The organism is Bacillus cereus group sp. BfR-BA-01330 (assembly GCF_022663885.1).
GTDB lineage: Bacteria > Bacillota > Bacilli > Bacillales > Bacillaceae_G > Bacillus_A > Bacillus_A cereus.
In genome coordinates this window covers 43,991-58,593 of the sequence record NZ_JAKUGK010000004.1, presented here as the reverse complement: position 1 = coordinate 58,593, position 14,603 = coordinate 43,991, and the positions used below count along the sequence as shown (strand labels likewise).

The following is a 14,603-nucleotide window of genomic DNA, read 5'->3' as shown; positions in this document are numbered from 1 at the left end:
TTACACCCTCTTTTTTGTTAATTTAAGTAATACTTTGCTTAAGCTTTCTTCCGTAAGATCCTCTGCATCAGCAAAATCTGATACCGTAAAAGCAGACTCTGTTGTTGGTTTATTTATAAGTTGACGGAGATGCCTTAACATACCATCTGCTATCACTTGAATTTTTAATTTAGAAAACTGTTCCCTACTATACATCCAAATAAAATGTAACTTTTCATCTTTCACCATTCCGATAACATCAATTAGATGAGACGGTTTGGAATCTGGAGCATGATCTAAAAATGTAAATCCTGTCTCTTGCATAAACAAAGAGTCCCTTGAAAACACCTGATCAAATTGGCCCAAATAGTTAAAGCTTATTGAAGGCTTTTGCTGATAAAACGGAAGTAATCCTTTATTCAAGTAACGTAAAATACCATAGTCAACTCCGCGATTTGGAATTCGACGTAATTGTTCTTTGACAGCCTTTAACCCTTCAATAGGTGTCTGAGTTCCTTGAAAATTGAGATGAACGGGATAAATACTTGTGAACCAGCCCACTGTCCTTGATAAATCAATACCTTCAATCATCTCTTCTCTTCCGTGTCCTTCTAGATGAATAGAAACGGTTTGCTGATTTATACAATCAACGATAGCTTGTCCTAATGCCGTTAATAGTACCTCATCAATCCTTGTCTTATGAGTGACTAGAACTTCGTATAACAATGTTTGTGTTTCTTCTATTCCTAGAGTCCTCGTCACTTGATCAATCGATTCTTCTGTTGTTTCTTGTATTGGATAGTCCATTGGAATTTTCATCGTTTCTTTTTCTACTTGTTCATTCCAATAATTTTGTACTTCTTTTGAAATACCCGAATCACTGTATGTCTGGAGTCGTTCAGACCACTCTTTAAAAGATGTACTTTTCGCAGGTAAGCGAACTTCTTGACCTTGTTTCATCTGGTTATATACCACCTGTAAATCTTCCAATAGAATCCTCCATGACACTCCATCTACTACTAAATGATGAATCACCCAGAATATTCGATCATTTCCAGTCAAGTTATCTTCAAAGTACACTACTCTCATTAACGGACCAGTAACTAAATTGAAACTAGCTTGATTAATGTTCATCTCTTCTTGTATTATTTTATTCCACTCTTTTTCATTAACTTGATTACGTTTTACAACATGGAGTACTGACAGCTCATCAGTCCCTTCATTTCTCTGCCTCCACGTTCCGTTGGGTAACTGTTCGTACCGGAAACGTAAAGCATCATGATGTTTCAGTAAATTTAATATCGCTCCCTCTAGTAATTTCACATTCAATCTTTCTTTTACTCTTAAAAGCATTGATTGATTCCAATGCTCTGTATGTGGATGTTCTTGCTCGAAGAACCAGCACTGAATTGGAGTAAGAGGCACATCACCTATCACAATTCCCTGCTCCGCTTGTACTCCCTGCGTTTCTATAGCCACTTGTGCCAGCTCAGCGATAGTTGGGCATTCAAACATTTGCTTTGGAGTAAGTTTTAACCCCACTTGACTTGCTTGAGATATGATTTGAATACTGAGAATCGAGTCGCCACCAATTTCAAAGAAATTATCATAGATTCCCACCTTTTTAACACCTAATACTCTCTTCCAAATGGTAGTTAGTATTTGTTCGTTACTATTCCGAGGGCCAACACATTCACTATTAATCTGCGTTTCCTCCGGCATAGGTAAGGCCTCACGATCAACTTTACCGTTAGCTGTAAGTGGAATAGCTTCCATCGCCACAAATCCCGAAGGAACCATATAACTTGGTAGTTTCGCTTTAAGATACTCTCTCCACGCATCTACATTTCCATCTCCTACAACATATGCTACTAATCGTTTATCGCCTGGCTGATCTTCTCTTACAATTACAACTACCTCTTTTACATATGCATATGTATGTAAAGTAGACTCAATTTCCCCAATCTCAATTCGGAAACCACGTATTTTAACCTGATGATCAATTCTTCCACGATAATCTAGATTCCCATCTGGCAAATACCTCGCTAAGTCTCCTGTCCGGTATAATCTTGCTTTCAGATCACTACTAAATGGATGAGATATAAAACGCTCTGCTGTTAATTCAGGCCTATTTAAATACCCACGTGCAAGCCCTGCCCCGCCAATATAAAGTTCACCATCAACACCTATAGGAACAGGTTGTTGATAAGCGTCTAGTATATACACTTCTAAATCGGGAATCCGATTTCCAATATTACTTCTTGAAACATGCTGCACATCATCTAAAGTAATTGGATAATATGTAACATGAACTGTAGTTTCTGTAATTCCATACATATTAATTAACTGTGGTTTTTTCTCCCCATACCTTTGAAACCACGGTAACAAGCTAGTAGGTTCTAACGCTTCTCCGCCAAATATGACATAACGCAGCTGCAAATTTTTATTCTTATCTTCTTGTTCACACACTTGTATTAATTGGCGGAATGCGGAAGGTGTCTGATTTAGAACTGTGACTTCTTCCTCCACCAATAATTGATAAAAATCCTTAGGTGATCGACTAATCCAGTACGGAACAACAACTAATTTTCCACCATATAATAACGCTCCCCAAATTTCCCATACTGAGAAATCAAATGCATACGAATGAAAAAGCGTCCAAGTATCTTTTTCATTAAACTGATACCAACAATCCGTCGATTTAAATAACCGAATGACATTGTGATGTTCTATCATAACGCCCTTTGGATTTCCCGTTGATCCCGAAGTATAGATTACATATGCCAGATTTTGGGGACCGACACTAGAAACCGGCAAAGTCTTACTTTCTTTCCCAATCTCATCTTGATCACGATCCAGGCAAATCGACTCAACATTTTCTGGTAACCAGTTCAATTCTTTTAAACTTTCTTGCGTTACGAATAACTGAATGCTAGCATCTTCTAAAATATATTGAAGTCGTTGCTCTGGATATGTTGGATCAAGTGGGACATAAGCCCCACCAGCCTTCAAAACCCCTAAAATACCTACAATCATTTCGAGGGAACGTTCAACGCACAGTCCAACTAAAGTATCAGGTCCTACTCCCTTTTTCTGCAGATAATGAGCTAACTGGTTTGCACGTTCATTAAGCTCCTTATAAGTAATTTTTTCTTTTTCATACGTAACTGCAATAGCATTTGGATAAATCATCGCTTGCCGTTCGAACATTTCATGAATAGTTACTTGAGGTGGGACATCCAGTTTAGGATTGTTGAACTCAACTAAACTTTTTCTTTTATCTTCCTCAGAAATGATTTCTATTTCAGCCACCTTCTGCTTTGGGTTTTCAAAAGTATTTTCTAGTATCACTAGCATAACGTTAAAAAATCGTTCTATCTCTTCCTTAGAAAATAGCTCCTCACGATAATCAATATGTACATGTAAAGAGTCTATATCAATTAGATTTTCAATATGCACTGCAAAATCTTGTACTTCTTCACGGTTTGGAATCCATAGTGAGTCACCACTTTCATCACGATCCCTATAATCAATCGTAGTTCCGAAAAGTCTCACATTACTGTTATTCTCTTTATTAATCTGCTTTAATAACAAATCAAATGGATATTTCTGGTGTCTCAATGATTTACTTTGTTTTCTGGACACCCTACTAATAAATGAAAGTACTTCTTCTTCTGGATCAATATCCATCCTTAAAGGAACTGTACTCACCATCATTCCAATCAATTTTCGTTCCATTTTAGTCATACGATTGCCGTAAGCCATTCCTAAACCAATATCAAGCGATGAGGTCCACCGATACATGGACAACGAGAAAGCAGCAACAAAAAGAGTATATAAACTAATTTTGTAATCTTCAGAAATTTTTTCTATCTTTCTCTTCAAATATTCCGTTAATATAAACGTCTCACGTGATGCTTTGGTACTAACTTGGTACGTATTATAAGGCTTCAATCCAGTCACAGATGGCAGTGTTTTAAATTCCTCTAACCAAAATTTTTGATCTTTTTGAAAGCGACTACTATTCAAGTATGTTTGTTCGTTGGTCAGAAATTGAACATATGAATTTTTAATTTCGCCTTCCTCATTCTCGTTATGCATGTCATAATAATATTTTGCAATCTGCTCAGTAAATATTTGAATTGATAAACCATCCATAATAATATGATGAACATTTCCAAAGACTGCACATTCATTATCGTTTAATTTTATTAAAGCGAAATAGTATAAATTTGAATTAAATAATGTAAACGTTTCTTTTGTTTTCTGCTCAATCCATTCCTCAAGCAAATTTGTATTCTCCACATTACTGAAATCAAAAAACTCAAATTCTTGTTCTTCATGTTTAGTAAAATATTGTTTCGGTTCCTGATGCCCATTTTCTTTTAACCTAATGCACAGACCGTCATTTTCACTGATAACGCGATTCACAACTTGGTTTAATTTTGAATAATTCATTTTTCGATGAAGTTTAAATAAAAATCTTAAATTACATATTCCTTTATCAGAATGAACGACTTCTGTATACCATATTCTTCGCTGCGGATGGCTTAATGGATAGCATTCCTCATTGGTCATAAAAATCTTCCCTTCAAAAATTATTTGCTCTTATAGGTTCGTGTTTATGTTTAGCCCATAAATATTTCTGCAGTGAAACTCCAATTACTCCAATAATAACAAGCCCAATCCCTCCATAAACATAGAGTTGAGTTACTCCAAACAAATGCACTAATGGACCACTCATAGCAGGAGAAATAATTAGAACTGCGTTTGTTAAACTGCTTTGTATACCAAATACTCTTCCTACTTGATCTTGATCGGATTCTATTTGTAAAATGACTTGATTAGATACAAGCATCAGCCCACTTCCGATACCAGCGATAAAACTAATTAAATAAGCTAAAACGAAGACCGTACCGGGCGTTATCAAACCAATCCCCCCAAAACCAATTCCCATTAAAACCATACCTCCACATACTACCCAGCCATATTGAAATTGTTTTAATTTCTGAGTTAGTAATGCACCAAGTATTCCGCCAAGACCAATAATAGAAATGATATATCCCATTTTACTTTTATCATGTGGGAATAAGCTCTTAAATAAAGTTGGGAATTGTGAGTCTACTAATTGTAATACTGCCATGGCTATTGTAACGAAAATCATGGTTGATAATATTATCCGATTAGATAACACATAACCCCACCCTTGTACCCAAGCGGTCCAAGTACTTTGTTTTTGCTTTTCAATAAATTCTTTCGATATAGTTTCTTTAAATTTTATTGTGGGTATCAGAACTAAGGTAGCTAATAAACAACTTATAGCTCTTATAATGAGGCAGAACTCTGGTTGAAACCAGCTCAGCAACATGCCCCCTATAAGTGGGCCTACTATCTTTGTACCCTGCTCTACTATTCCGTTGATACTTACTGCTTTAGTAAGCAAGTCCGGGGATACAATCTGTCTTGTTAGTGTTTGCTGTGCAGGATAATAGAAAACAATAAAAATGGAACGAATCATTAATGCCACTAAGAGCCAGTGGATATCTTGTACAAATAAAAGAGCAATTGTTATTAGACCAACCATTAGATTACAGAACATCATAATTGGAATTTTTCTAAAACGATCCGCAATAACACCTGCCCATGAGCCAAAAATAATTCCAGGAAGTGCATATGCAACAGGAATCAATCCAATCATAGTAGGATCTACTTCCCATTCAAACCCAACTATAGTCATAATCGCTAACATATCAATAAAAACACCAAGCATAAGCAATGAATAGGCAGAGAAAACTTGTAAATAAACCCTATTTCCTAATAGGCCTTTTGAATCAGTAGTTTTCATAAAAGCAAGCTCCTTAGGTTACTAATATAAACGCTTTTGCGTATAAGGTATCTCTTTATTAAACCTAATTAATCATTATTGACATCTCACCTAGAATTTAACTTCGTCAAAACTCAAATCGATCTTATTTTTCGTATATTTAAAATAGTCAGACAAACGAAAGCGTACCTATTCCTTCATTTTTATATCAACTGTTACAAAATATATCTTTACCTTACACTAATAACAGCTAAACGTTGCCTTAATATAACCCTTTACAGTCGTTTGCACATTCAATTCACATCCTTTTTAAAGTTGGCTTTTTTCTATCTCAAATACTATCACACAAATATTTCACCTACTATATTCATAAAGTTGAAATATTTGAATCAGAAAATTCGGATAAAAAACCAAATCCACAAATCATAACAAACTATTATTTAGTTATATTTTCATTTTATAGATAGCTTTAACCATAAGGGTATTAAGAATTAAGTTTTTTAATTTTATTAACATAATAGTTTAAAGAGACCGTAAATCCAACTAAACAAAAAAAATATACAATAAAGTATATTTTTTCTAATCCTACATATTTTCTATGCAAATTAATTCCAATAACTAAAGTTGATAATAAAAATATAATATTACCAATCACTAATGTACTCATAACAAGAATTGAATAATATAGTATTAATACTTCTGCAGCTACTACCTATTTTATTTATTGGATATTTATACTTCAAAAAAAATTACACATCATTCACAATTAAGATACATACCCAAAATATGATTTGAACGTTTTATTATATTTTAAGATAATATAAAATCAGTTTTTCTATAAGAGAACTTAATTTTTATGTAGTACGAAACTGTTAGTAATACAGTATATACTAATTTAGTTATAAAAACATTTAAAGACCACCTATTTCCATAAGTGATCTTTCTTTGTGATTCTGTATTTGTGCACTACTGTAGAAATATATCGTAGAAACGCTTTGTTTGCTAAATGTTTAGTTCTTTCTATTTACTAAAAAACATAGCTTCATACAATTAATATCATATTCGTTAAATTGCAAACTATTATTTTGTCTTCTGTACAGGCAAACTACTAAAAATTAATTCAGCAACTTTTACATATCCTTTTGAGTTTGGATGAATTAAATCCTTAGACCAAAGCGTATTATCATTAACTAAATGATGATTCCAAAAATCAACATGATGAAGCTTATACTCTCTGCTCAGTGAATGTATAACTTCATTTGCCTCTAATAATTGTTCTTTTATTACTTGTTTTTTTTCAGAAGCAAAAGGAAGCCTAACTGTAAAATCTGGAAGGTTTGCTATAATAATATCAGCCCCTGCTTTACTTAATGTATCTATCATAAATTCCATATCGTTCTTATATGCATCGTAATTCCAACGTCCTTTTAAAACATCGTTTGCCCCTGCAATGAGACTAACCAAATCTGGATTAAAAGTTAGCGCTTTTTCCAATTGCTGCGAGCGAATTTCTTTAGTTACTAACCCACGCTTTGCAAAATTGGCATATTCTATATCATTTTCACACAGTTGAACAAAATAATCTACCCAGCTTTTTAATGCAATTCCCTCAACTTCATCCCCTATCCCCTCTGTAAAACTATCGCCAATTGCTACAAATTGCTTCCACATATGTATTCCCCCTTTATTATTAACCATATCTATACTATACAATAGCTCAAACCGTAATTGTTATTTCTAAGTGGTTTTCGATTTCAATTATATTCCACTTTACTATATTTATATTTAGAATCCAAAATTGACCGATTCCTAAGTATACTTAAGAATCGGTCATATTCATATATTTACTAAAGAGATAAAATTTATCTAGAAATTATACTTTTTTCAAAAAAATTATTGTTCTTTGTTTTGCCCAGTTGATACATTTCTTTTCGATTAAATGATATGAAACTATAGAAAAAAGTAGTGTCATTGCAATGCACAAAGTAAGAAGGAAAAAGATAGGTATCTTTGTATACAATAGTTTAAATAGTACCATCATGATTGGAAAATGACACAAATAGATACTGTATGAAATTTCTCCTAAATATACAAATACACTCTTATTTAGAAATGCTTTTACTTTTAGGTTACTCATAGCCATTATAATAAATATACTAACCCCCATTACGACACCCCAATCTTTTAATAAGAAAGTTGTATCATTACGGGAAAAACCATAAATTAAAATGGAATATAAATATAGGATAACCCCTAATGCAATAAGAAATCCTTTTTTAAATTTTTTCATATTCCTATATGAGTAGATAAGTTTTTCCTGATACTTAAAAAGTAACATTCCAACAATAAACATAGATGTAAAATGCAGTGTATCAGCATAACCATTATAAAATCCTTCAGCTTTCCCAATATGCAACATATTAAGAACAACACTAATTAATGAAAAGCTCAAAGCAAATAGTATCGTTTTCTTCCAATTCAGTTTATAAAAAAGAAGGAATAACAAAGGAAACACAATAGATATACGCATTTCTTGAGCCAATGACCAAATAACTGGATTATAATTTTCCGTAAAAAAGTTATTAAGAAGCACAAAGTGGTTTAGAATATCTAATTTTGTTATAGACCCTTGCCACCTATCATAGAACCAATCCCGTAATCCTACCACTTCATACGACGAAAATAAAATAAATAAAACAAAGGTAACGATTATCCAAAAATAATAAGGAATATAGATTCTTACAAATCTCTTAATTAAATATCCCCAATAATTTGTTTTTGAATGATAAAGTGCCATAGATAACACAAAACCACTTAGTACATAAAAAACGATAACAGCTTCCCCACCCGCCCATAAAAACCTAAGCGGGGAAAATTTAATAGAATTAGGCAACGATGGTAGCATTAAACAAAAATGTCCAAATACCACAGTAAGTGCCGCTAACCCTCGTATGGAATCTAATTCTTTTATTCTCTTACTCATAAAATGTTCTCCTTGTAAATTGTAAATTTTGCTGTTCATAAAGGCCACTATAAGAATGTAGTGGGAGAATTGTACATATTCTTTCTTTAAATTCCTAATATAAGCAGTACAAAGTTAATTTGACCTCCATTTCTTTATATACATAATTTAAAACAAAATATTTAATACAAAGAAAAGATTTTATTAAATTTTTATAAAGTGAAACATTTAGTTGTATCCTATAAAATTAGCTTTTTACTATATCAATCGCACTATCCCACATACCACTAAAAAAAGATCCTGTTTTACGTATAAAACGTGTAAACCAATTTGCTTGTTCCACATCAGATTTTGTTACAAGGTCTATTTGTAATGATTTACCTGATAAGAACCCAGGATCTGTATTATCTTTAGGCGAGATAATCATTTTACTAATTGTTACACCTTTTTTAATAGGCACTTCTTGTTTTTTATTCAATACTTTAAATTCTTTTTTATAAATGTCTTTATTGCCCTTCGGCATTGGAAGTGAAACAGCTTGCTTCGTTTGAACTACTACATCTTTGTCTTTTGCATTTGCTACTCGCACTGTTTCATGCCCTTTTACTACTGAATCTTTTCTGTAGACATTCTTCACTTCAAAATTCGCAAATCCATAATCGTATAATTTCTTTGTTTCATCAAAACGTGCCGTATGAGATTTTGCTTTTATCACTACAGAAATTAGGCGCATACCATTTCTTTCTACTGTACCAGTGAAACAATCTCCCGCTTCTGGAGTCGTTCCTGTTTTCAAACCATCTACACCTTCATATTGCTTAATTAAACCTTTTAACATCCAGTTAAAGTTCGCCATATCAATTGGATATTTACCACCCTCTTGGAATGTTTTTTTAGGAATTTTTGCTGTATTTAATATTTGGGGGAAATCTTGAATAAGACGTTGTGCTAAAATTGCACAATCCCTTGCAGACATTTTATTTTTCTCTTCTAGAGTTGTCCCTTCTGGATGATATCCTTTTAAATCGTGATTTGTTAAGCCTGTAGAGTTTACAAATTTATAATCTTTCATTCCAAACTCTTTCGACTTATCGTTCATCATTTTTACAAAGTTGACTTCTTTACCAGCAATCTCTTCAACTAAAGCAATTGTTGCACCGTTTGCAGAGTAAATTGCCATTGCCTCATATAACTCTTTTACCGTATAAGAGCCACCATTTTCTAATGGAACGTTTGATAATGAACGATCTTGCGAAATCTTATGTGCATATTCAGAGATTTTAACTTTTTGATCCCATTTAAGTTTTCCTTTATCCACCGCTTCATGAACTAAGTATTCGCTCATCATTTTTGTCATACTAGCAATTGCCAATGATTCATCTGCATTTTTTTCATATAAAATTTTCCCGGAATTTGCTTCTATTAAAATTGCTGATCCTGCTTCAACCTCTATAGCAGAAACTGTTTCCGCTGCTGCTCTTCCAAATGTAACGAACATGCTAAAAAATAGTGTAAGCACTGTTACTATTGCAATAAATCTCTTGCAAAACATACCTTTCACTTCTGTTACCTCCAATATTTTTATACTCAAAAAAAGCGTTATTCTAACATAATCTCAAAAAAAACAGACAGTGTTCTCAAATTGTATATACATATTAGACGTTAGGATCGCTTTCATATAGACCATCTCATCCGACACTTTTAGGTGCCCTACTACTTTGTATTCCCACACATATCACTATTTTTAATCCCCTTATATTTTTCAAAATGATTCGCACTTTCATATTTTTTAGGATTACAATTAATAGACAATCTAAATAATACATTTGTTCCACATTTACAAAAAATAAAGTGAAACTTTAATCAGTTGGGGTCTTACTGCCCGTTAATGCTTTATTAGCTATCAAGGATTTTAATTACTCAATTCAGCTATTTGCTAGACTTATATTAGAGATGAATTTTCTTTAGTCTAAACTATTAGTTTTTTGTAATAAAAAAACTACACCCTATACTGGATGTAGTTTTTCTAACTGATTTATTTATTTTTCACTTCATTTTTATAAAAAGCAAATAATGGTTCGATGGATGGACTGGATAACAGCGGAATTGCCTTCTCAATCAATTTCCTATCCCAATCAAACCAACGCATTTCCATTAACATGTTTATTTCTGTATCAGTGAATCGTTTCTTTATTTCCTTAGCAGGATTTCCACCAACTATTGTATACGGCGGAACATCTTTACTTACGACAGATCCTGCAGCAACAATTGCCCCTTCACCAATAGTAACGCCAGGCATTATTATAGCATTCATTCCAATCCAAGCATCACTTTTTATGACTGTATCACCCTTAGGTTCATATGATTGTTCAATTTTCTCAGCGAATGGATATACTGTAATCCATTCTGAGTGATGATTATGGTTACCACCCATTAAAATGACTACTCCACTTGCAATGCAAACATAATTCCCAATAATGAGTTTATCAAGATGCCATCCCATCTGTTCAATTGGATTGAAAAGTGCTTGAGACTTAGCATCCCCCCACAAATACCTTACACAGCCATCTTCAAAATTTTGATGACTATAATAGCCTGAATAATAGGAGTACTCTCCCACTTCAATGAGTGGATTTGTTACTATATCTTTTATATACTTTGTTTCTGACCAATGATTAAATAATGGATACTTCATAACTTTATTCCTCGCTTCTAAGTATTATATATTTTGCTATTTACTTAGAAGCTTACTACGACTGCTACATTTTTTAGCTTTCTCAAACGACGAATCATTATCTTCAAGCCTTTCTTTTATACTAAAAAAAGCATAACGCAATACATTACACTAGTCAAATTGTGTAATTTTGAACACATCTTAAACAGCGTAATACTGCAATAAGAACATGAAAACACTCTAACTTTGATACAAATAATATATTGATTACATTTAGTTTATATTTTGCAAAAAAATTTTAATTGCCATGACAAAGCAAACAATAACCACTATTGGTCGTATTAATGCCGTCCCTTTTGTAAGCACCATCTTCGCCCCAATATATGATCCTATAATTTGACCAAGCATCATAATCAATCCAATTGTCCAATCGATTTGGCCAAAAATAATAAAATACAACAAAGCAGCGAAATTACTTGTAAAATTCAAAATCTTAGCATTTGCAGTTGCCCGTGTAGCACTATATCCACATAAGAGAATGAATGCTAAAGCAATTAAACTACCTGTTCCTGGGCCGAAGAAACCATCATAAAATCCAAGGAATGGAGCCACTGTTAACGCAAACAACAACATACTTATTTTTCTCGGTCGATCTTCGTTTGCTATATTTGGAGATAATAGAAAATAAAGACCAATAATAATAAGTAAAAAAGGTAATATCATTATTAGATATTCTGCCCGTATCTGTAAAACAAGCCATCCACCCAAAACTGATCCAAAAAAGGTCATTAAGATGGACAAACGCATATCTTTGAGATTAATTTCTTTCTTCTTAATAAAAATCATTGTTGCCATGAGGGTTCCGCTACTCCCTTGTAGTTTATTAGTTGCTATCGCTACAGAAGGAGACATACCTACTAATAACATTATCGGGATAGTTATCATACCACCGCCCCCAGCAATTGTATCTATCCATCCTGCTAATACAGCTACTAAAAATAGTAGTATAAGTAATTCAATAGTAAAATCCATACAAAGAATAGGGGCAGGCTTGAGCTATTATAACTCAAACCTCCCCATCGCCCCTCCTCTCTTTAAACTAGTTAATGATATCTGTAAAGTAACTTTCTTTCTGATCACGTAATCGGCTGGAAACGTACTGCCTGCAAACAATTCTTCTTCCGTACTTATTATCTCCAATCGGGATTTTATATTCTTCCTCAGATAACCTTTCCCTACCATGAGTTACATTTGTTTGTTTACCATAGTATGAATTTGGGATAATTAATAAATCTTCAGATGTAAGTGGAACCTTATAAGTAGGCGTTGTTCGTAAGAGTTCTAAAAACATGTCAAATTTCAATTTTTCTTCTTCACTTTCTCCCACATAAATCAATCTATTTTCTGCTCCATTCAAACAAGTTGCAATAATATCGCCATTATCATCCAAAAATATGATTTGGTTTATTTCCCCTACAAATCCAGATATTTCACCATCCGCCATTCCAGCGATATGAGCAATAGGCATTTTACTTATCGCCAATATGTCATCTTTACTGAAGTGATTTTCTTCAAGATGCATTTGAAGTAATTTTGGCGTTCCAATATGAGTTTGAGTTTTTAAATTTAACACTCCTTTTAATAAAAGAGCATCAACTCTAGTAAATTTTCCACAAGTAATTTCAGACACTATTCGTTCCACGGATTTATTAAGTCTATTTGATACAATTTCTAAATTCGTATTGAATGTTTTCAATCTTGCTTCAATATCTGATTGGTCTTTCATTTCTGTAAACACTGTGGCATCGTTATGTTGATAAAAGTTCCCGCCACCGGTGCTTGCACCGACATTTCGCAAAACTTCATCGTTGTTCAAAGGGGAAATGAGGTGAAATCTATTTTTCCCTGCATGTTCGGATGGGTGAATTAAAGCATCATAATTAAAAAGTGTGGCAAAAAGCCATGTGACCCATTCTGCATAAAAATATTTTTTCATTCTATCGTCTTCGTCTTCGCCATAATTAAAACCTTTGCGATTCTCCGCAGGTAATAGGGTTTCCATAGGATCACATGGAGTATTTTTAATAAGAATAGGTGGTACGTTCCCGCCACAATTCGCTATTTTTATCATATGTAGTAGGTTTTTCATATCTGAATTCGGATTTTCCTTTGAATAGTCAATCAAACAATTAAGCCACTCTTTTGAAAAATATGCTGCTATTTCTTGATCACAAGTATAAGGATTATGAGTTTTCAATTCATCTTCTATCAGATTCTTGATTTTATCCTTCAATACATTAGGAATGCTAATTTCTTCGATTTCTGTAATCTGCAGTGTTCCTTTATTCATTATAAAACCTCCGTTGTTTTATTTTTTCACACCATATCTTCTATTGAATGAACTACCTACTTCTTTTTTGCTCCTTTTCTTTTCTTCAAAGCTATTAGAACTACCAATTTACAGATAAAAAACGTGGAGTATAAGAGATTTCTTCTTAGTCACATTACCCCCACGAATCTCCGTTAAATTGGCAAATTTAATTTGAAAATCTGATTCATTTTCTAAAGTTTTCCTGAGTTTAAAATCAGAATTTTCAAGATAAATATATTAACACTAAAAATATAACACGAAACCAAAAAATGTAAATAAATAGTTTTTTTATAAAAAATAGTCAGACTATTCATAAGGTAATTCGTATTTCATTGAACCAACTACGGCCTCTCAATTTTATTGATAACAATAAAAAGGTCCCCTAAATGGTGATAGAGGACCTTTTTCCAAGTATATTCTATTTTAAATTTCTTACTTACCTTTTATTTTAAAAGATATTGCTGTAACTTCTTTATTAACAGTTCCATCCCGTTTGGACTTACAATAATCTTCCCATTCGCTAACGAAATATTGCTGTCTGAAATATCCCCTGTAAGTGTACAAGCTCTTGGTGATTGATATTTTCGTAAAATAATCTGGTCCTCTTCTATAAACATTTCAAGAGAATCTTTTTCTACAATTCCTAAACTCCGTCTTATTTCCATTGGAATAACAATACGCCCCATGCTATCTGCTTTACGAGTAATCCCTCTTGTTTTCATAAAATGCCACCCTTTATTTTTATCTAATATTACGGTACTTATTTTAGCAATAAATAACAATTAGGAATAGT

9 protein-coding genes are annotated in these 14,603 nt (G+C 33.0%); all 9 read right to left on the bottom strand.

Annotated elements, in window-relative coordinates:
• Positions 1–4,557 (bottom strand): non-ribosomal peptide synthetase, encoded by a 4,557-nt coding sequence (locus MR112_RS12390; RefSeq protein ID WP_242245003.1) that lies wholly within the window; start codon positions 4,555–4,557, stop codon positions 1–3.
• 13 nt (positions 4,558–4,570) lie between these two features.
• Positions 4,571–5,824, bottom strand: a complete 1,254-nt coding sequence (locus MR112_RS12385; protein WP_086404172.1) for an MFS transporter — start codon at positions 5,822–5,824, stop codon at positions 4,571–4,573.
• Positions 5,825–6,883: 1,059 nt separating this feature from the next.
• Entirely contained in the window at positions 6,884–7,474 is a 591-nt protein-coding gene (locus MR112_RS12380; RefSeq protein WP_242245002.1) for an SGNH/GDSL hydrolase family protein, read from the bottom strand.
• Between the two features lie 202 nt (positions 7,475–7,676).
• Positions 7,677–8,825 (bottom strand): acyltransferase family protein, encoded by a 1,149-nt coding sequence (locus MR112_RS12375; RefSeq protein WP_095690904.1) that lies wholly within the window; start codon positions 8,823–8,825, stop codon positions 7,677–7,679.
• Positions 8,826–9,012: 187 nt separating this feature from the next.
• Entirely contained in the window at positions 9,013–10,326 is a 1,314-nt protein-coding gene (locus tag MR112_RS12370) for a D-alanyl-D-alanine carboxypeptidase family protein (protein ID WP_370658491.1), read from the bottom strand.
• A 474-nt stretch (positions 10,327–10,800) separates the two neighbouring features.
• A complete protein-coding gene (locus tag MR112_RS12365; protein ID WP_074047926.1) occupies positions 10,801–11,460 on the bottom strand; it encodes a CatB-related O-acetyltransferase in 660 nt (219 codons plus the stop codon).
• Positions 11,461–11,712: 252 nt separating this feature from the next.
• Complete coding sequence (locus MR112_RS12360; RefSeq protein ID WP_086404176.1) at positions 11,713–12,471, bottom strand: TSUP family transporter; 759 nt, start codon at positions 12,469–12,471, stop codon at positions 11,713–11,715.
• A gap of 67 nt (positions 12,472–12,538) precedes the next feature.
• Positions 12,539–13,789, bottom strand: a complete 1,251-nt coding sequence (locus tag MR112_RS12355; protein ID WP_086404177.1) for a hypothetical protein — start codon at positions 13,787–13,789, stop codon at positions 12,539–12,541.
• 464 nt (positions 13,790–14,253) lie between these two features.
• On the bottom strand, positions 14,254–14,532 hold the full coding sequence (locus MR112_RS12350) for an AbrB/MazE/SpoVT family DNA-binding domain-containing protein (RefSeq protein ID WP_086404178.1): 279 nt from the start codon (positions 14,530–14,532) through the stop codon (positions 14,254–14,256).
• Positions 14,533–14,603 lie beyond the last annotated feature (71 nt).